The following is a 19,744-nucleotide window of genomic DNA, read 5'->3' as shown; positions in this document are numbered from 1 at the left end:
CGTGGACGGGTGCGGTTGAGCTTCCTGTTGCGGCCGGGGTGGCTGGCGTTGACGCTGGCGGTCTGGGTGTTCGCGGGCGCGTGTTTCGCCTTGCTGGCCCCGTGGCAGTTCAGCCGGGACGCGGAGCGCGACGCGCAGAACAACGCGGTCACCACGTCCGTGCGCACCGATCCGGTGCCCGTCGCGACCGTGCTGGACCGGCCCAACGCCGACAACGAGTGGCGGCGGGTCAGCATGACCGGCCGCTACCTGCCCGAGGGCCAGGCGGTCGCCCGGCTGCGGACCGTGCAGGGCGAGGCCGCCTCCGAGGTGCTGACCCCGTTCGCGCTGGACAGCGGCGAGACCGTGCTGGTCGACCGGGGTTACGTGCGCCCGGTCAACGGCCTGAAGGTGCCGACCCTCAAGAGCGTCCCGGAGGGGACGGTCACGCTGGTCGCGTGGGTGCGCGCCGGCGAGAACGACGACCGGGACGCGATCGAGCGCGACGGCCACCGCGAGGTGTACGCGATCAACTCGGCCGTGGTCGGCCGGGCGGCGGGCCTGGACATCCGGCCCGGCTACTTCCAGCTCACCGAGGGCCAGCCGGGCGTCGAGGAGGAGCTGCCGCTGCCGAAGCTGGACGCCGGCCCGTTCTTCTCCTACGCGCTGCAGTGGATCGCGTTCGGCGCGATGGCCCTGGGCGGCTGGCTGTACTTCACCGTCCGCGAGGCCCGGCCCGGCGGCGCGCTGACCGGCGAGCCGAAGGTCAAGCGGAAGTCGGTCGCGGAGCTGCTCGCCGAGGACGAAGCCGGGGACGTAGCAGCGCCAGCGCCGAGGTGACCAGCGCGGCCGACGCGCCGACCACCCGGGACAGCTCCACCGCGCGCGTCACGTGGCCCGCGTCGGGCTGGCGGCCGTGGCCGAGCACCGGCCGGTCCTCCGCGCCGTGCGAGTACACCGTCCGCCCGCCCAGCCGGATCTCCAGCGCGCCCGCGAACGCCGCCTCCACCTGCCCCGCGTTGGGGCTGGGGTGGGCCGCCGCGTCCCGCCGCCAGGTCTTCCACGCCTCGCCCGACGAGCCGCCGACGACCGGCGCGCCGGCTGCCGTGAGCAGCGCCGCGAGCCGGGCCGGGACCAGGTTCGCGAGGTCGTCGAGCCGGGCCGAGGCCCAGCCGAACCGGCGGTAGCGGGCGTTGCGGTGGCCGACCATCGCGTCCAGCGTGTTCGCCGCGCGGTAGCCCAGCAGGCCCGGCACGCCGGCGACCGCGCCCCAGAACAGCGGCGCGACCACCGCGTCGGACGTGTTCTCCGCCACGGACTCCACAGTCGCCTTGGCCAGGCCCATGGTGTCCAGCCGCGCCGGTTCCCGGCCGCACAGGTTCGGCAGCCGGTGGCGGGCCGCGACCAGGTCGCCGCCGTCGAGTTCCCGGCCCATCGCGGTGCCCTCGTCGGCCAGCGACGACCCGCCCAGCACGACCCACGTCGCGGCGGCCGTGGTCAGCGCCTGGAACACCGGGTGCCGTCGCGCCACCCGCTCCACGGCGAACCCGGCCAGCACGGTGCCGCCGACCAGCGTCGCGGTGTGCACGACTCCGGCCACCGGGTGGTCGCGGTACACCTTGCGCTCCACCGCGGCGGCCACCCGCCCGAATCCCGCTACCGGGTGATACTTCCTCGGGTCGCCGAACACCGCGTCCGCGGCCACGCCCAGCACCAATCCGACCGCGCGTCCCACGCTCACACAGGCACGGTATCCCGCGACTGTCGGTAGCCCGCATTAGGGTGCCTCCCGTGGAACCGGCCCGCCTGAAGCTCTACGCGTACCTGGACGCACGTGACCACCAGCGCACTTACCTGGCGATCATGCGGCTGTTCACGTCGACCCTGCTGGCCGACCTGTCGGCGGGCGAGGTGGCGGGCGCGCTGGCCGGCGCCGAGCGCGAGGGCCGGGTGGAGCCGGGCGAGTCGCGCATCGAGAACGTGATCAACCGGCTCAGGCAGCTGGTCGAGTGGGGCAACCTGGTGCAGGGCCGGCGCGAGGTGGTGGCGTCGAGCATCGCCGAGTTCCAGCACGGCAGCGTCCGCTACCAGGTGTCGAAGCTGGCGGTGCGGGTGCAGCGCGACGTCGACGAGCTGCTGCGCGTGCCGGAGGGTGCGCGCGAGGTGTCCCGCGAGCTGCTGCCCGCCGTGGAGCGCGGCCTGGGCGGGCTGGGCCGGTCGCTGTCGGAGGCGCTGCTCAGCGAGGCGAAACGGCCCCGCGAGGTGCTCGCCGAACAGGTCACGACGCTGTTCCTGCAACACGCCGAGCTGGCCGCGACGGTCCGCGACTTCTACGCCTACCTGGGCCAGGTCGTGACCCGGCACCACCTCGCGCCCGAGGAGATCTCCGGGTTCCGCAACCTGCTGGTCGAGTACATCCAGATGGTCGTGGAGGACGTGCTGCGGCACACGCCCGCCATCGCCGACGCCCTGGCCGGGCTCAACGCCGCCCGCGCCGAGCTGCTGCGGCTGCTGGGCCGCGCGGACCTGGGCGACCGGGTGGAGCGGGCGCGCGGGCGGTCGGCCGAGGACTGGCAGGAGCTGACCGACTGGTTCGTGGACCGGCCCGGCCGGCCCAGCCAGGTGACGGCGCTGCGCGACGCGACGGCCCGCGCCATCGGGTCGCTGCTGGCCAGCGTGAAGCGGGCCACCTCCGGCGGCGGCCTGCTGCCCGGCCGGCGCGCCGAGCTGCTCAAGCTCGCGGCCTGGTTCGACGGCGGCACCCGGTCGCGGGCGCACGAGCTGTACGCGGCGGCGTTCGGCCTCTACTCGGCACGGCACCTGTCCCCCGCTCCCGAGCACGACACCGACAACGAGCGCACGTCGTGGCGCGACGGACCGGTGCACGAGGTGTCGGTGAGCGTCCGCAGCCGCAGCGACCGGGGCGCGCGCGGCCGCACCTCGCGCATCCTGGACGACCCGATGACCGAGCAGTCGCTGCTCGCCGAGGCGCGCGACGCCGACGAGCGCCGGGCCGCGTCCGTCGCCGAACTCGCCGCGGCGGCGCCGCGCCTGGCCACCACCACGCTCTCCGGCGAGGCGCTGGGCGTGCTGTGCGAGCTGTTGACGCTGGCCATGGCGCAACGCGACACCGCCGCCGACTCCGGTTCGGCGACCGACCCCGTGCGCGGGCTGCGCGTCACCGTCGGGCACGAAGCCGGGCGGTCCACGCGGATCCACTCGCACGCGGGCACGTTGACGCTGCACGACTCGACGCTGGTGCTCGACTGATGTTCGACGACCTCTCCGACATCGACGCCGCCGACGTCGTGCGCTGCGCCCGCACCCTGCTGCGCCGGCCGCTGCTGCGCGCGGACGGGCCGGACGGCGAGCTGCTGACCCTCGTCTACCGCCACCGGTTCGCCCTCCAGGACCTGTTCGCCCGCCACCTGGGTTATCGCCTGGTGGTCGAGCGCCGGTTCGCCCGCCTCTACAAAGCCGGTCCGGGCGCGGACGACTCGCGCGGCGTGCCGGGCATGTCGCCGCGCGGCTACGCCTACCTCGCGCTCACCATGGCGGTGCTGACCGGGATCGGGCGGCAGACCCTGCTGTCCCGGCTGGTGTCCGACATCCGCGCCGCCGCCGCCGAGGCGGGCATCGAGGTCGTGGACGACGTCGTCGACCGGCGCGCGTTGACCGCGGCGCTGCGGCACCTGGTGTCGCTGGGCGTGCTGCACGAGACCGAGGGCACGGTCGACATGCAGACCGAGGCGCTGATCACCGTCGACACCGACCTGCTCGGCCAGCTGCTGACCGGCCCGGTGGCCGAGGCGACCTCGCCGCAACGGCTGGTGGAACTGGCGAACCGGCCCGGCCCGCGCGGCGTGGAGCACGCGGTGCGGCGCAAGCTCGTGGAGAACCCCGTGGTGCTGCACGCCGACCTGGCCGCCGAGCAGTCCGAGTGGCTGCGGCGCAACCAGCGCAAGGAGTCCGCGCTGCTGGAGACGGTGTTCGGGCTGCGCACCGAGTCCCGCGCGGAGGGCGTGCTGGCGGCCGACCCCGAGGACTACCTGACCGACCTGTCCTTCCCCGGCACCTCGACCGTGGCGCGGATCGCGCTGCTGGCGCTGCCGGAACTGCTGTCGGGCGAGCCCGCGGGCGCGCGGCACCCCGTCGAGCGGGAGCGCCTGGTCGAGCTGTGCGGCCGGCTGGTCGAGGACTACCCGGCGGCGTGGTCCAAGCAGTTCACCGACGACCTGGAACGCCTCGCCGACGAGGTGCTGGAACTGTTGCGGCGGATGGGCTTGGCCACCCCCGACGACGACGACGGCTGGCTGCTCGACGCCGCCGCGCACCGCTGGATCCCGGAGCCGGACGGCGACCCGGAACGTGAAGTGGAGCGACCGGCGCCCGCGCCCGAGGTGCCGAGCTGGTCGCTTTTCGACGAGGAGAACGTGTGAACAGGTGGCGGCTGCACCGCGGCGGCATCGTCAACGTCTGGCAGTACACCGAGCAGACGTTCGACTTCTCCGGTGGCCGCGCGATCTTCCAGGGCACCAACGGGTCCGGGAAGTCGCGCACCCTGGAACTGCTGCTGCCGCTGTGCCTGGACGGCGACCTGCGCCAGGTCGGGTCGAAGGGTTTCGACACGGTCAGCCTGCGCCGGCTGATGCTCGACGACTACGACGGCGGCCCCAACCGCATCGGGTACGCGTGGGTCGAGCTGGTGCGCGACGACGAGTTCCTGACCTGCGGGCTGGGGGTGAAGGCGTCCAAGACCTCCCAGGCGATCACCGACTCGTGGCGGTTCGTCACCTCCGCGCGGGTCGGCCACGACCTCCAGCTCGTCGGCGCGGAACGCACCCCGCTCGGCCCGGCCCAGCTGCGCGACCTGATCGGCGCGGACTGCGTGCTGGAGGAAGCCGCGTTCCGGGCGAAGATCGCCGAGACCGTGTACGGCGTGCCGGCCGCCCGCTACGGCGACCTGCTGCACCTCCAGCGCACGCTGCGCAACCCGGACGTCGGGCTGAAGGTGCTGGAAGGGCAGCTGGAGCAGATCCTGTCCGACGCGCTGCCGCCGCTGGACCAGGCGATGGTCGAGCAGCTGGCGACCTCGTTCGACGACCTGGAGTCGATCCGGGAGAACATCGTCCGGCTGTCGTCGGCGGACGCCGCGCTCGGCACGTTCCTCAAGACCTACGCGGACTACGCGTTCGGCGGGCTGCGGTCGTCGGCGGACCGGCTCGGTGCGGCCGAGGACGCGGTGCGCAAGCTGGAGCGCTCGTCGGCGAAGCTGTCCGCCTCGCTGGCCACCACGGCGGCCGAACGCGCGTCCGCCGAGCACTCGCTGACCTCGCTGGAAGCCGGTGAGCAGCAGGCCGAGGAGACCATCGGCGCGTTGAAGGAGCTGCCGGCGTTCCGCGACCTCCAGGACCTCCAGACCCGCGAGAAGCTGGTCGAGGAGAAGCGCTCGTCGGCGATCGCCGCGCTGGACATGGCGAACAAGCAGCGCTCGCAGGAGGACGGCGCGGTCGACGGCGTGCTGCGGTCGCTGCGCCGGCTCGCCGAAGACCTGGGCGCGGCGCGGGAGCTGGTCGAGCCGCTGCGCCGCCACCTGCGGGTGGCCGGCCTGGACGAGGCGCTCGCGCCGGACGTGCCCCGGGTGGCCGTGGTGGACGCCGAGGTCCGCACCGAGTCGGTGCGCGCCAAGCCCGACCCGGAAGCCGAGCCGCTGCCCATCGAACGCCGCGTGCCGCCCGCCCCGACCGACCTCGACCTGGAACCGGCCGCCGCGCGCACCGCCGAGATCGCCTCCCTGGCCCGCCGACGGGGCGCGCTGGCGTTGGCGCTGCACCGGCAGGCCGACGAACTGGACACCGCGCAGCGCAAGGTGGACGCGCTGCGGCAGACCGCGCGGGACGCGCAGCTCACGGCCACCGAGTCGTCCGCGCTGCGCGACCAGGAGGCGCGGGAACTCGCCGAGGTGGCGCTGACCTGGCTGGACGAGGTGCGCGCGTGGCAGGAGTCCGGCCCGGCGCGACCCGAGAACGCGCTGGAGCTGCCCGCGTCGGTCGACCCGGCCGCCGCCCGGAAGCTGACCACCGCCGCCCGCGAGTGGGTGGGCCCGCTGGTCGCCGCCGCGCGCGAGGCCGCGCACGGCGTGACCGTGCGGCGCGGTGACCTGCACGGGGCGATCGACGCGCTGGACGCCGAACTCGCGGCGCTGCGCTCCGGCACGGCCCGCGTGCCCGAACGGGGCCGCTACGCCGTCGCCGAACGCGACCCGGCGGCCGGGTCGCCGTTCTACCGGCTGGTCGACTTCCGGTCCGACGTGGACGACACCCGGCGGGCCGGTCTGGAAGCGGCGCTGGAGGCGTCCGGGCTGCTCGACGCCTGGGTCACCGCGTCCGGCGCGGTCTCCGGCACGGGCTCCGGAGAGGTGGTGGCGGTGCCGGGCGAGCCGGTGGCCGAGCCGTCGCTGGCGTCCGTGCTGGCGCCTGCGGTCGACCCCGGCTCCCCGGTGTCCGTCGAGGTCGTCGCGGCCCTGCTGGCCTCGGTGTCGCTCGCCTCGGTGTCGTTGAACTCGGTGTCGCCGGGCGAAGGGGCGTTCGCGGTGACGGCGGCCGGCGGGTGGCGCGCGGGCGTGCTGACCGGCGCGTGGCACAAGGGCGCGGCCGAGTTCATCGGCGCGGGCGCGCGGGAAGCGGCCCGCCGCCGGCGGATCGCCGAACTGGAGGACGAACTCGCCGCGCTGCGCGCCGAACTCGGCGAGGCCGAGACCGCGCTGGCCGCCGCGCACGGGCTCGTCGACCGGTGGGAATCGCACCTCGACCGGTTCCCGGCCGACCGCGAACTCGTCGCCAAGCACGGCAGGCTGCAAGCCGCCCAGGAATCCGCCGACCGGGCGGCGAAACGCGCCGAGGAGCTGAGCGCCGAACTCGACACCGCCCAGTCGCGCGGCGAAGCGGCGCAGGGCGAGGTCGTGCGCCAAGCCGGCGACGCGGGCCTGCCCGCCACCACCGAGGGCCTGCGCCAGGCGCAGAGCGCCGCCGCCGAAGCCCAGCGCACCGCCGACCGGCTCGGCGACGTGCTGCGCCGCCAGTGCCAGTCGACCGTCGCCGACCTCACCGACGCCGCCCACCGCTACCACGCGGCCGTGGCCGACCGGGTGGCCGCCGAGTCCGACGCGCAGACCCGGTGCGTGGACTACGCGACCCAGGCGGGCACCCTGGCCGAGCTGACCGACGCGATCGGCGGCGAAGCGCGCGAGATCGCCGGCCAGCTCTCCGCCGCCGAGCGGTCCCGCCGCGAGATGCGCGAGGAGCTCAAGGGCGTCCGGGAACGCGTCGCCACGGCCCGGGAGCAGGCCGCGAAGCTGTCCGCCCAGCTCGACGCCGCCGGCGAGCAGCTCACCACGGCGCAGGACGCGCGCGTGCGGGCGGCGGAGCAGTTCAAGGCCACCATCCAGGTGCCCGGTGTGCTGGTCGCGGCGCTGCCGGACGTGCCGGAGGACGTCGAGTCGGTGCGCGCGGCGCTCGTCGTGGCCGACCGGCGCGGTGCGGGCGAGGCGACCGTGATCACCAAGCTCCAGGCGTTGCAGACCTCCCTCGCGGGCAGCCACGACATCGCCGCCGAACAGCACGAAGGCCTGCTGACGGTGACCGTGACCGGCGAGGAGGGCGCGCGCCCGGTCGCCGTCGCGGCCCGCCAGGTGACCGCGAAACTGGCCGAGCAGCGCGGTTTCCTCGACGAGCGCTACCAGAACATCTTCGCCGACTACCTGATCCGCGACCTAGCCGAGTGGCTGCGCGGCCAGATCGCCGTCGCCGAGGACCTGTGCAAGCGGATGAACGAGGTGCTCGGGCGGGCGCGCTCCAGCCAGGGCGTGCACGTGAAGCTGGCGTGGAAGCCGTCGGCGGCGCTGGAGGAGGAGACCCGGGACGCGCTGGCGCTGGTGCGCCTGCCGTACGCGGACCGCGACCCCGAGCAGGACGCCGTGCTGCGCCGCGTGTTCACCGAGCGGATCGAGGCCGAGCGCGACTCGCACTCCGGCAGCTACGCCGAGATCCTCTCCCGCGCGCTGGACTACCGGACGTGGCACCAGTTCACCGTGACCGTGGCCGACACCGGCCCGGACGGCAACCCCCGGGAACGGCGGCTGCGGCAGCTGTCGTCCGGCGAGACGCGGCTCATCTCGTACGTGACGCTGTTCGCGGCGGCGGCGTCGTTCTACGACGCGGTCAGCGGCGAGTTCTCGCCGTTGCGGCTGGTGCTGCTGGACGAGGCGTTCGAGCGGCTGGACGACCCGACCATCGCGCGGATGCTCGGCCTGCTGGTCGACCTCGACATGGACTGGGTGATCACCTGGCCGAGCGGCTGGGGCGTGTCCGACAAGATCCCCCGGATGCACATCTACGACGTGCTGCGGCCCAAGAACGGCCGAGGCGTCGCGTGCACCCAGACCACGTGGGACGGCGCGGCCCTGGACCGCATCGACCCCTGACCCGGCACCCCGGCACCCCGACGCCCCTGCGGCAGCGGTCGGGCCCGGGGAGGTCAGCCGGTCCGGCGGCGCACCCCGCCGGACTCCAGCAGGGCGGCCACCGGCAGCGTGGCCGCCCCGAGCGCGACCGACTCGGGGCCCAGCTCGCACAGCCCGATCGACACCCGCTCGAACGGCCGGCGCAGCGCGTGCCGGGCCGCCTCCCGCCGGATCGCGTCCAGCAGCCGTTCGCCGAGCACCAGCCCGGCCCACCCGCCGAGCACCACCGCCGACGGGTTGAACAGGTTGACCAGGTTCCCGATGCCCAGCCCCGCGAACCGGGCGGTCGCCGCCAGGATCACCGCCGCGCCGGGCGACTGGTCCGCCACCAGCGCGCGCAACGCGGCCTCCTGGTCGACCGGCACGGACGGGTCGAGCGCCCGGTAGCGGTCCACGATCCCGGCCGCCCCGAGGTAGGCCTCCAGGCACCCGGCGGCACCGCAGCGGCACGGCCGCCCGTCCAGCGCGACAGTCGTGTGCCCCCACTCCCCCGCGCCGCCGAACGCACCCCGGTACGGCACGCCGCCGATGATCACGCTCGCGCCGACCCCGGACCCGATCAGCGCGACCACGACGTCCGACACGCCCCGCCCGGCCCCGAACCACGATTCGGCCCGAGCCAGCGTGTTGGCGCCGTTGTCCAGGTGCAGCGGCAGCCCGGTGCCGGCGCGCAGCAGCCGTTCCAGCGGGACCGCGTGCCAGCCGGCGGACTGCGCGTAGACCAGGCCGTCCTCGACCAGACCGGGCACGCCGACACCCACCCCGAGCACGTCGGTCGCCCCGGACGCGGCCAGGCAGGCGTCCAGCCCCGCGAGCACCAGCCGGGCGATCTCCTGCGGCGGGCACCCGCCCGGCGGCACCGACGACCTCCACTCGGCCAGCCGCTCCAGCGTCAGGTCGAACACCTCGACCAGCACGTGCGTCTCGCCCACGTCCACCCCGACCACGGTCGCGAACGCGGGGTTCACCCGCAGCAGCACGCGCGGCCGGCCGCCGTCGGACTCGACCTGCCCCGCCTCGACCACGACCCCCTCGGCGACCAGCTCGCCGACGACCGTGCTGACCGTCGCCTGGCTCAACCCGGTCTCGGCGGCCAGCTCGTGGCGGCTGCGCGGCTGGTCGAAGTACAGCGCGCGCAACACCCGCGCCCGGTTGCCGGCCCGCAGGTCCCGCACGGTCAGCCTGCGCTGCACAGCCCACTCCTCCGTCGGGACAGGCGTCGAACCTACGTCATCGGCCCGGCGCTCAGGTCGCGAACCGCTGCGCGTCCCACTTCCCGTGCGCCTCCAACAACTTCCGCCCGATCCGCTTCAGGTCGGCGATGTCGCGGTCGTTGAGCGGACCGGCGAACTCCTCGGCCACCGCGGCGCGATAGGTGGGGGCGGTGGTCTCGTGCAGCACCCGCCGGCCGTCATCGGTGAGCGCCGCGAAGACGACCCGCCGGTTGTCCGGCGGCTGTGAGCGTTCCACCCAGCCGCGCCGGACCAGCCGTTCCACCAGGCGCGTCACGCCGCTCGGACTCACCGCGAGCAGTTCGGACAGCTCCGACATCGGCAGCCGCCCGCCCATGTCGATCCGGTACAGCGCCTCGTGCTCCAACAACGAGCACCCGGCCGACGCCTCGACCCGCCCGCCCATCGCGACGCGCACCGCGTCCACACCCTGCTGCACGTAAAGCCACGCCAGCAGCTCGTCGCTCGGCTCGTACCGGTTCACGAGGACCACCCTAGCAAGTCGCTTGACTCCAGAACATTTTCAGTGTCAACCTTTGCTCATGGAACTGACCCTGGTGACCGGCGCGACCGGAGCCCAAGGCGGCGCGCTCGCCCGCCTCCTCCTGGACCGGGGCCACCCCGTCCGCGCCCTCACCCGCACCCCGGAAAGCCCCGCCGCACAACAACTCCAGGCCGCCGGAGCCGAGATCGCCATCGGCGACTTCGACGACGCGCCGACCCTGAAGGCGGCCCTGCACGGCGTCCGCTCGGTGTTCGCGGTGACCACCCCGTTCGGCAGCGACATCGAGACCGAGATCCGCCAAGGCATCAACCTGGTGGACGCGGCCCAGGACGTCGACCACGTCGTGTTCACCTCGGCGACGAACGCCGACCGCTTCACCGGCATCCCGCACTTCGACAGCAAGCAACGCATCGAAGAGCACCTGACCAGCGGCAACGTCCCGTGGACCATCCTCGGCCCGGCCGCGTTCATCGACGACAAGTTCGGCGAGTGGACGCTCAGCGGCCTGCGCCGGGGCGTCCTCGGCCTGCCGATGCCCACGGACCGCGAACTGCACATGGTCGCCGTGCCCGACATCGCCGCCGTCGCCGCCCTGGCGCTCGAACAGCCGAGCCGCTTCGCCAACACCCGCCTCGACCTGGCCGGCGAAGCGCTGACCCCGCACCGGATGGCGGAAATCCTCACCGAAGCCATCGGTCGCCCGATCGAGCACCGCCGCACACCGATGGACGTCGTGGAACGCCACTCCACCGACCTGGCCGCGATGTTCCGCTACTTCAGCGACGTCGGCACCGACATCGACCTGCCCCGCCTGCACGCGGCCCTGCCGGAGATCACCTGGCACACCTACGCCGGCATCGCCGCCACCGTGCCCTGGAAAGAACTGCTCTGACCAGCGAGAACAAAGCGGGCCGACCCCACCGGGGCCGGCCCGCGCCACCTCGAACCCAAAAACTCCGCCAAGCAACCCGACTCACAGGTCGCCGCTCCGACCGCAACCGGCCCACCGGCCGGCGTCCGGTCAGTCGCCGACCGCCGCCCAGGACTGGATCATCCGGTACGCGATCGACGCCCCCGGCGCGAGCAACAGGTCCGGCACACTGCCCGGGACCTCCAGCGCCTGCCGCACCTCGGCCCGCGTCACCCACTTGGCCTGCGCGATCTCGCCGTCCGCCAACCGCAGCGGCTCGCCCGGATCACCGATCGCCTGGAACCCCACCATCAGCGACCTCGGGAACGGCCACGGCTGGCTGCCCAGGTAGCGGATGTCGGACACGGCGACACCCACCTCCTCGGCGATCTCCCGTGCGACGCACGCCTCCAACGACTCACCGGCCTCGACGAACCCGGCCAGCACCGAGTACCGCCCGGCCGGCCACCCCTCGCCACGCGCGAGCAGCACCTGGTCGGCCCCGTCGTGCACCAGGCAGATCACCGCGGCGTCGGTGCGCGGGTACTCCTCGCGCCCGCACTGCGCGCACACCCTGGCCCACCCGGCCTTGACCGCGCTCTGGCCGCCACCGCACACCGCGCAGAACTTCGCCGACCGGTGCCAGTGGAACAACGCCACCGCCGACGTGAACAGGCCCGCGCCGGTGTCGTCCAGCAACGCCCCGCACGCCCGCAGGTCGAGCCACTGCGGCTCGTCGGTCAGGTCCGCGCCGAACCAGGCACGCCCGGACGGCGCACCGGCACCCTCCGCCTCGTCCTCGGTCAGCACGGCCCAGTACGCGACACCGTCCTGCTCGCCGAGCAGCACCGCGCCCGCCGGCGGCTCGTCGCCGAACTCGACGGCGGGCCGGTCGACCAGGCGCGACGCCTGGTCGACCACCAACGTCCGCCCGTGCGCGTCGACCGTGATCACACGCGCCTTCGGCCACAGCTGCGCCAGCCGCTCCGCGTCACCGCGCAGCGGCTCCTGCCGGTCCGCCGTGAACCGCGACAGCGCCGGCAGCTCCACCAGCTCGAAGCTCACGGCAGGCTGACCCCACCCAACGACCGCAGCTGCGGCGCGAGCAGTTCGGCGTCGCCCACCAAGACCCCGGTGAACGCGCTCGGCGCGAAGAACTCCAACGCCACCTCTGCCACCTGCTCCACGGTCACCGCCGCCAACCGCGCGGGGTGCCCGGTGAACCACTCGATGTCCAGCCCCAGCCCGGCGAGGTTCACCAGGAACGAGGCCAGACCGCCCTGCGACGACGTCGCCGTCAGCAGCGACCCGATCGCGTACCGGCGCGCGGTGTCCACCTCGGACTCGGACGGCGGCACCAGGCCCAACCGCCCCAGCTCGTAGCGGGTCTCCAGCAGCGCGGCCGCGGTCACCTCGCTCGCCGTGTCCGCGTCCACCAGGATCGCCGCGCCCTCCGGCGTGAACTCCGGGTGCGACCGCGCGCTGTAGGTGTAGCCCTTGTCCTCGCGGATGTTCTCCACCAGCCGGGAGGAGAAGAACCCGCCGAACACCAGGTTGGCGATCTGCAACGCCGGGTAGCGCGGGTCGGTGCGCACCAGCCCACGCCCGGCCAGCCGGATCTGCGACTGCACCGCACCCTTCCGGTGCACCAGCAGGACGTCCCCACCGCGCACCGGGGGCAACGGCGACAGCGACACCGCGGTGCCCTCGCCGGTCCACCCACCGAGGGCGCCCTCGACCGCCGCCACGGCGGTCTCCGGCTCGACGTCGCCGACGACCACCAGGACGGACCCGCGCGGCAGCACGGCCGACGCGTGCAGCGCCAGCACCTCGTCCCGCCCGACCGCGGCGACCTCGTCGGCCTCCGGCATCTCCTTGGCGAACGGGTGGTCGCCGTACAGGTGGCGCTGCAACGCCTCCCGCGCGATCACGTTCGGCTGCGACCGCGCCAGCCGGATCCGCTCGACCAGCCGCGCCCGCTCCCGCTCGATCTCCTCGACCGGGTAGGTCGCGCCGGTCAGCGCGTCCCGCAGCACGTCCAGCACGGTGTCCAACCCGGACACCAGGGCGTTGCCGGAGAACGCCAGGCGCTCCGGGTCCACCACCGCGTCCAGCTCGCCGCCGACCAGCGCCAGCTCGGTGTCGACGTCCACCCGGCTGCGCGTCGCGGTGCCGGTGAGCACCGTGTTCGCCAGCACCTCCGCCCGCGCCGCGTGCGTCGACCCGACGCTGGAGGCCGCCGGGTCCCCGAACGGGATCCGCAGCCGCACCTCCACCAGCGGCACCGACGACCGGCGCACCGCGATCACCCGCAGCCCGTTGGCCAGCACGGTGTCCACCGTGGACAGCTCCGCGGCGGCCCGCTGCTCGCCCAGCTCCGGGAACGGACGCGGCCCCTGCTCCGTGCGACCGATCTCCTCGGCGCTGCGGTGCGTCGTCGGGGCGCTCACTCGGTACCTCCGTTGTCAGCAGCCGTGCCGGCCTCGGCGACGGCGGGGTTCAGGATCAGCACGGCCCGCGAGTCCGGCCGCAACGCCTTGGCCGCCGCGGCGACCTCGTCGGTGGTGATCGCGGCCAGCTTGTCCGGCAGCTCGTAGAGCAGTTCGGCGCGGCCGAACAGCAGCTCCGCCGAGCCCAGGCCGAGCGTGCGGCTGGTCAGCCGGTCGTGCTCGCGGTGCATGGTCGACACCCACCGCGCGGTGACCTTCGCCAGCTCCTGCTCCGTCGGCCCTTCCTCGGCCAGCTTCAGCAGCTCCTCGTCCACCGCCGCGACCACCTGGGCGGAGGTGACCTCCGGCGGGTGGATCGCGGTGACGTTGAACGTGTCCGGGTCGCGCGCCTCCAGCGGACCGAAGAGTCCGCACCCGGCGCCGACGTCGACCACGATCGCGTCCTGGTGCACCAGCCGCTGCTGGAGCCGGGACCCGTCGCCGTCGGTGAGCACGCCCGCGAGCACCAGGTAGGACAGGTAGCCCTCGACGTCGGTCACCGGGTCGGGGATGCGGTACCCCAGCGCGATGGCCGGCATCGGTGCGTGCTTGTCCGAGTGCTCGGCGCGCAACTCACCCTTCGGCGGCGCTTCCGCGAACGACGGCCGCTCCGGCACGGGACGCGCGGGCACGTCCCCGAAGTGCTTCTCCACCAATCCCTTGGCGACCTCGGGCTTGAAGTCGCCCGCGACCGTCAGCACCGCGTTGCCCGGCGCGTAGTAGGTGTCGAAGAACGCGGCGCAGTCGTCGACCGTCGCGTTCTCCAGGTCGGTGAAGTCTCCGTAGCCGTTGTGGGCGTTCGGGAAGGTCTGGAACAGGACCGGCGGGAGCAGGATCCAGGGGAACCCGCCGTACGGCCGGTTGAGCACGTTGAGTCGGATTTCCTCCTTCACCACGTCGATTTGATTCCGCAGGTTCTCTTCGGTGAGCTTCGGCGCACGCATGCGGTCCGCCTCCAGGAACAGCGCCCGCTCCAACGCGGCGGACGGCAGCACCTGGTAGTAGTCGGTGTAGTCGGGGTGGGTCGACCCGTTGAACGTGCCGCCCGAGGACTGCACGTGACGGAAGTGTGCGAGCTTCTCCAAGCTCTCGCTGCCCTGGAACATCAGGTGCTCGAACAGGTGCGCGAACCCTGTCCGGCCTTCCGGCTCCGAGCGGAATCCCACGTCGTAGTGCACGCTCACCCCGACAACCGGGGCGCTCGGGTCTGGGGCGAGCACCACCCGCAGGCCGTTGGGAAGCGTGAACCTGTGCAGTTCGGGTAGCGCCATGGAAGCAGCCTACGGGCTTCCGGCCCGGTGAGGCTTGCAGGTGGCCTGCCCGGACCAATGCCCGTGTCCGCCCGTGGCGAACCGGGTGCGTTCCCACACCCCGGGACACCGACTACCGCCCCGACCGGCCGGCTCCGCTGCCCGACGAAGCCATGTGGCGGGACGCGTCAATTGTCGAACAGGGGTTCGAACGAAGGCAAGATCACCATCGGGTGAACGTCAGCCGCGGAGCGACCTCAGGTGCCCGGCCTGGGCCAGCACCCCGTCCACCGCGCCCAGGAAAGCCGGGAACCGGTGGGCGAATCGCCGCAGGTCAGCGGTCTTCTCGGCCTCGCCGAACCAGTACAGCCCGGCCCGGCCGCCGGCGAAGGCCCCGAGCCAGCGCTCCGTTTCGCCCAACACGACCGCGTAAGGCAGCGACCGTGAGAACACCATCTCCCGGTCCGCCTCGGGGATGTTGTTCGGCGTCGCGGAAACCAGATAGCCGCGCAGGCCGCGCACGTGTTCCAACAGCACGCTTCCCCGCTTGGTACGCGCCGGCATCGACCGCGCGCCCAACGCCAACGCGATACCCGCGACCGCCACGACCAACCCGAACAACGCCGGTCCGGTGATCAACACCAGGAGCACGGTGGCACCGACGCCCAGCAGGGTCAGCGCGATCCCGACCCACCACCAGAGGCTGCGCTCGGCGTCCGGCCGTCGCACGAACCAGTTCTTCGCCACGACGTCGGCGTACAGCTCGTCGCGCACCCTCGCGAGATCGATCCGCCGGCTGCGCAACTCCGACAGCAGCACGGTGTCCACGCCGTCCGGGAGGATCGCGGCGTACACGGCGCGCTCGTAGCCGGACAGCGACGGGTCGGCGGGGTTGCGCCGCACGAACCGCCAGTCGAGCCCGTCGACCTCTTCGATCCACAGGTAGTTGCGCACGGCGAGGTCCACGATGGTCGCCGTGACGTCCACGACGTCGACGTGCTCGTCCACCACGGTCCCTACCTGGCCCGGCAGCACGCCGTCCGGGGAGGCGAAGGCCATGTGCCCGGACGCGTCGGACACCAGCACGTTCACCGGCCCGACCTCGCCCGCCATCGCCCGCGAGTCCCGGCCGCGCACGTACCAGAGCAGCAGGACGCCGCCGAGCAGCAGCACCACCAGGCCACCCAGCACGACAGCGCCGAGCGGGGTCAGCGCGAAGGCCGCGGCGAGCCCCGAGGTCTCCTCGATCCGGGCGTTCGCGGGGGCCGCGCCGTCCTGCAACCCGACCGCCACGTCGATACGCTCACCTGCGGGAAGGCCGATCTCGGTGGCCCTGACGCCACGTCCGTCACCGAGTTCGGCCGTCGTGCACGGCTTCGACGTGCCCGGCGTGCCGGCCAGGCAGTTCACCGACTTGGGGGCATCCGGCGTGATGACCGAGACCTTCACCGAGTCCAGCGCGGTGTCCCAACCGCTAGCCGGCTGCCACCTCAGCTCCAGGGTGTCGCCGATCTTGGCGACCGCGCCGACCACGGAGTACGTGACGGTGGAGGTACCCGCCTCCAAGGCGATGGTGAGGTCGTCGGCGGTCGCCGTCGCGGTGCCCTTGCCCTCGACGGCCGGGTCGGCCACCTCGAACACCCGGTCGCGGGTGTCGCTGACCGCGATCCGCAACGGAACCACCCGTTTGGCGGTCCTGCCTTCGGGGACACTAACGACCTCGGTCACGGACAGCTTGCCGTCGCGCTCCAGCTTCAGGCGCACGTCGGCGCCGACCGTGCCGGGCAGCCCGACCTGGCTGCTCGGCTGCGCCGACGCCGTGCCGGTGACCGTGCACAGCGCGGCCGCGCAGATGATCGCCGCTCCCCAGTTTTTCAACACGGCCGCGGAGAATAGCGGAGTCCGCCTATGCTTCAGTGCTGATTCGGGCATCCGCGATATGGGGGACCACCAGCGATGACGCAACCACCGCCGCCGGGTGGCTGGCCGCCACCACGACCGGTTGGGCCACCGCCCATGCCCGCTCCGCTGACCCCCCAACCGACTCGTCCGTGGCCGACCCAGCAGCCGCCGCAGCAACCGCCGCAACAGCACCCCCAGATGCCGCCCCCGCCGCAGATGCCGCCCCCTCCGCAGTGGCAGCAACAACCACCCCATCAGGTGATGCCCCCGCCCATGGCCGCGCCGCAGCCGCCGCCGGTGAACTGGGGTCCGGCACCCGGCTGGGGCCCGGGCGGGCCCTACCCGCCGATGCCGCGGAAGAAGAGCAAGGGACCGCTCATCGCGGGTGTGTTGATCGGGGTCGTCGTCCTGGGCATCGCGGCCGTCGGGATCGTGGTCGCGACGAGCAAACGCAAAAGCGTGAGCGATTCCGCCTATTCGGGCTACTCCAGCTACACATATACGTACGAACCGACCACAACGACCGAAGCGGCCACGACGACCACGACGACGACTTCCACCAAGTCCACGTCGACCAGTTCCACAAAGGCCGGCCCGAAGGCCGTGATCACCCTGGGCGACAACCCGATCCACGCGGCCGGTCTGGGCGCGTTCAACATCGACGGCTGCGCGCTGCCGGGCATGAACTACTCGCCCGCCGGCCAGGACCAGTTCCTGCGCGCCGCGCTGCCGTGCATCGAGGCGATGTGGAAGCCGTCGTTCCAGAAGGCGAACCTGCCCTACCAGCCGGTGGAACTGGTCATGGTCACCTCGCAGATCACGAACACGTGCGGCTCGATGGGACCGGACCGCACCGCGATGTACTGCGACGGCACGATCTACTGGACGCCGAACCACTACGCGAGCGAGCAGGGCTCGGCGAACCCGAACCACCCCGGCAAGTACCTCGGGCAGCTGGCGCACGAGTACGGCCACCACATCCAGTGGCTGTCGGGCATCCTGCGCGCGTCCAGCCAGGCCCAGTACGAGAAGGGCGGCTGGGACACCGAGGCGGGGCTGGACCTCAACCGGCGCAAGGAACTCCAGGCGACCTGCTTCGGCGGGATGACGCTGGCCCCGCTGTCGCACGGCGCGGTGCCCGGTGACGTGATCTCGGTGGCGTTGACCGACGCCGGCAACCGCGGCGACTACCCCATCTACCCCAACCGTGACCACGGGTCACCGGAGCGCAACTCCGCCTGGGTCAACCACGGGTTCAAGAACAACGAAACCAGCGCGTGCAACACTTGGCTCGCGAGCGCGGCGGACGTCAGCTGACCCGACTGGAGGACCGTGCACACGCCCGAGGAGCCCAAGAACAACCCGATCGTGCTCATCGGCGTGTTCTCGTTGATCGTTTCGTGTGTACTCGGCCTCGGCCTGCTGACGCAGGTGGACACCAACAGGCGGATCAGCGGCAGGCCCGTCGCCGCGCCCCAAGCGCCCGGCTCGCCGACCACGGTCGAGCAGCCCCGGCCCCGTGCGGTGCACCGGCTGGCCGACCACCCGTTCCTGACGACACCAACCCGGCCGGTGGGCGCGACGTGCGCGCTGCCCGCGTTCGGGGTCTCGGACGCGGAGCTGGCCGCCTACTACGCGGCCGGTGTGGCGTGCCTGGACCTGGCGTGGCAGCCCGCGTTGGCGCAGGTGAACCTCCCGTTCGACACGCCCAAACTGGATGCCTCGCCGGACTTGAAAGACGGCCCGTGCGGTTCCGCGCCGGCGGAGACCGAGGCGGTCGCGTACTACTGCGGACGCAACCGGACCATCTACATGCCCACGTCGCGGCTGCGCGACAACGGCGGCGGTGACCACCCCGCGACGCACCTCGCGACGTTGGCGCACGAGTACGGGCACCACGTGCAGTCGCTGACCGGGATGCTGCGCGCTGCGGACAGCAAGATCGTCGACGCGGGCGAGGAGACCCCGGCCGGGCTGGAGATGTCCCGCCGGATCGAGTTGCAGGCCAACTGCTTCGCCGGGATGTTCCTGACCGCGGTGTCCGGGTCGATCGGCCCGGATTTGGCGCAGGAGGCGGCGGACGACTTCCAGTACGCCGTCGAGGAGCCTGCGGAGAAGAACGCGCACGGCAGTCCGGCGAACCAGGCGGAGTGGGCGTCTTACGGTTTCACCGGGGGCGTCACGACGTCTTGCAACACCTTCACGGCGTCGGCGGAGGCCGTTGCCTGACCGGGTCTGCCGAGCAGGTGGGAGTACAGGCCGCCGGCGAGCCCGCTGAGGCACACGAGCAGCGCGGCCAGTCTCGTCTCGAACGGCGCTGAGACCGGGGTACTCGCGGCCATCTGCGCGGTGAAGTCGGCGTTGGTGTCGGCGGGGAGCACGACCTCCACCACCTCTCCCTGGCGGTGGCCGCAGCCGTCGAGCTTGGCGGTGCGGTTCCGGCCGTCGATCTTGAGTTCGATCCGGTCGTAGGTGTCGGAGCCGCCGCAGGGAGCCGGGGTGACGACGGTCGCCTGGGCCCGCCGGACTTCCGCCAGCGCGCCGCCCGGCCACCAGAGCGCGACCGCCGCCGCGACTCCCACCAGTCCGACGACCAGCAGGATCAGCGCCCATCCGACTGGGCCGAGCCGAACCGCCACAGGGTGGATGGTCGCAGACCGGGTGTCGTGTTGTCGTGGGGCCGGGCCGGTGTTCCGCCCCCGGCCGCTTCACCCGAAAGTGATCTTGACCATTGTCGAACGCCAGTTCGAAGATGGACCCATGCACAAATCGACATCCAATCCCGGGCCAGGTCGCCGGCACCTCGCCTCGACCCCGGCCACCGTCCACTTCAGACCCGGCCGCGAGCCGTCCGCCGACCCTTGACGGCCCGCCTCGGCGTCCCCCGTTCGGGGCGCTCGGCGGCCTGGGTCCTGCCCGGCCCGGTCCGCTCACCGCGTGCCGTTTCCTGCTTCTC

The 19,744-nt window shown here is 73.1% G+C and carries 15 protein-coding genes; 7 read left to right on the top strand and 8 right to left on the bottom strand.

Annotation, left to right across the window (positions count from 1 at the left end):
- The first annotated feature begins 9 nt into the window (after nucleotides 1-9).
- The gene (locus AC0HI0_RS40305) at nucleotides 10-819 is read left to right on the top strand and encodes an SURF1 family cytochrome oxidase biogenesis protein (protein WP_480928718.1); all 810 of its coding nucleotides are present in this window, start codon (nucleotides 10-12) and stop codon (nucleotides 817-819) included.
- Here AC0HI0_RS40305 and AC0HI0_RS40300 read toward each other — a convergent pair.
- The gene (locus AC0HI0_RS40300) at nucleotides 746-1,720 is read right to left on the bottom strand and encodes a cobalamin biosynthesis protein (protein WP_480928717.1); all 975 of its coding nucleotides are present in this window, start codon (nucleotides 1,718-1,720) and stop codon (nucleotides 746-748) included. The two genes, AC0HI0_RS40305 and AC0HI0_RS40300, sit on opposite strands and share 74 nt — an antisense overlap.
- Before the next feature lie 50 nt (nucleotides 1,721-1,770).
- On the opposite strand from AC0HI0_RS40300, the gene AC0HI0_RS40295 reads away from it, so the two are divergent.
- The 3 genes from AC0HI0_RS40295 to AC0HI0_RS40285 are packed head-to-tail and all read left to right on the top strand — an operon-like array spanning nucleotide 1,771 to nucleotide 8,461.
- Nucleotides 1,771-3,249, top strand: a complete 1,479-nt coding sequence (locus AC0HI0_RS40295) for a DUF2397 domain-containing protein (protein WP_480928716.1) — start codon at nucleotides 1,771-1,773, stop codon at nucleotides 3,247-3,249.
- Nucleotides 3,249-4,418 (top strand): TIGR02678 family protein, encoded by a 1,170-nt coding sequence (locus AC0HI0_RS40290; RefSeq protein WP_480928715.1) that lies wholly within the window; start codon nucleotides 3,249-3,251, stop codon nucleotides 4,416-4,418. The genes AC0HI0_RS40295 and AC0HI0_RS40290 overlap by 1 nt, the downstream gene beginning before the upstream one ends.
- Nucleotides 4,415-8,461, top strand: coding sequence for a TIGR02680 family protein (locus AC0HI0_RS40285; protein ID WP_480928714.1), 4,047 nt, complete (start codon nucleotides 4,415-4,417; stop codon nucleotides 8,459-8,461). The genes AC0HI0_RS40290 and AC0HI0_RS40285 overlap by 4 nt, the downstream gene beginning before the upstream one ends.
- A 53-nt stretch (nucleotides 8,462-8,514) precedes the next feature.
- On the opposite strand, the gene AC0HI0_RS40280 is transcribed toward AC0HI0_RS40285, so the two are convergent.
- Nucleotides 8,515-9,693 (bottom strand): ROK family transcriptional regulator, encoded by a 1,179-nt coding sequence (locus AC0HI0_RS40280; protein WP_480928713.1) that lies wholly within the window; start codon nucleotides 9,691-9,693, stop codon nucleotides 8,515-8,517.
- Nucleotides 9,694-9,745: 52 nt separating this feature from the next.
- Nucleotides 9,746-10,216, bottom strand: a complete 471-nt coding sequence (locus AC0HI0_RS40275) for a MarR family winged helix-turn-helix transcriptional regulator (protein ID WP_480928712.1) — start codon at nucleotides 10,214-10,216, stop codon at nucleotides 9,746-9,748.
- Between the two features lie 58 nt (nucleotides 10,217-10,274).
- Between AC0HI0_RS40275 and AC0HI0_RS40270 the strand changes: the two genes are divergently transcribed.
- On the top strand, nucleotides 10,275-11,129 hold the full coding sequence (locus AC0HI0_RS40270; protein ID WP_480928711.1) for an NmrA/HSCARG family protein: 855 nt from the start codon (nucleotides 10,275-10,277) through the stop codon (nucleotides 11,127-11,129).
- Nucleotides 11,130-11,258: 129 nt separating this feature from the next.
- Here AC0HI0_RS40270 and nudC read toward each other — a convergent pair whose 3' ends face one another.
- From nudC to AC0HI0_RS40250, 4 genes are all read right to left on the bottom strand, one after another.
- Nucleotides 11,259-12,212: an NAD(+) diphosphatase gene (gene nudC / locus AC0HI0_RS40265; protein WP_480928710.1), complete on the bottom strand. Its 954-nt coding sequence runs from the start codon at nucleotides 12,210-12,212 to the stop codon at nucleotides 11,259-11,261.
- Nucleotides 12,209-13,597 carry a M16 family metallopeptidase gene (locus AC0HI0_RS40260; protein ID WP_480928709.1) on the bottom strand — a complete coding sequence of 463 codons (1,389 nt, stop codon included), beginning with the start codon at nucleotides 13,595-13,597 and terminating at the stop codon, nucleotides 12,209-12,211. Before AC0HI0_RS40260 ends, nudC begins: the two co-directional genes overlap by 4 nt.
- Nucleotides 13,594-14,907: a M16 family metallopeptidase gene (locus AC0HI0_RS40255; RefSeq protein WP_480928708.1), complete on the bottom strand. Its 1,314-nt coding sequence runs from the start codon at nucleotides 14,905-14,907 to the stop codon at nucleotides 13,594-13,596. Before AC0HI0_RS40255 ends, AC0HI0_RS40260 begins: the two co-directional genes overlap by 4 nt.
- 219 nt (nucleotides 14,908-15,126) lie before the next feature.
- On the bottom strand, nucleotides 15,127-16,767 hold the full coding sequence (locus AC0HI0_RS40250; RefSeq protein WP_480928707.1) for a DUF2207 domain-containing protein: 1,641 nt from the start codon (nucleotides 16,765-16,767) through the stop codon (nucleotides 15,127-15,129).
- A gap of 294 nt (nucleotides 16,768-17,061) precedes the next feature.
- Between AC0HI0_RS40250 and AC0HI0_RS40245 the strand changes: the two genes are divergently transcribed.
- Both AC0HI0_RS40245 and AC0HI0_RS40240 read left to right on the top strand, forming a co-directional pair.
- A complete protein-coding gene (locus AC0HI0_RS40245; RefSeq protein WP_480928706.1) occupies nucleotides 17,062-18,105 on the top strand; it encodes a neutral zinc metallopeptidase in 1,044 nt (347 codons plus the stop codon).
- Between the two features lie 15 nt (nucleotides 18,106-18,120).
- The gene (locus AC0HI0_RS40240) at nucleotides 18,121-19,017 is read left to right on the top strand and encodes a neutral zinc metallopeptidase (RefSeq protein WP_480928705.1); all 897 of its coding nucleotides are present in this window, start codon (nucleotides 18,121-18,123) and stop codon (nucleotides 19,015-19,017) included.
- Here the strand turns inward: AC0HI0_RS40240 and AC0HI0_RS40235 are convergent.
- Complete coding sequence (locus tag AC0HI0_RS40235; protein ID WP_480928704.1) at nucleotides 18,948-19,427, bottom strand: hypothetical protein; 480 nt, start codon at nucleotides 19,425-19,427, stop codon at nucleotides 18,948-18,950. The two genes, AC0HI0_RS40240 and AC0HI0_RS40235, sit on opposite strands and share 70 nt — an antisense overlap.
- Nucleotides 19,428-19,744 lie beyond the last annotated feature (317 nt).

It is taken from the genome of Saccharothrix sp. NBAS 001, from assembly GCF_056640475.1.
Note: the sequence above shows the minus strand (reverse complement) of the source record. Positions and strands in the feature narration are given on the sequence as shown.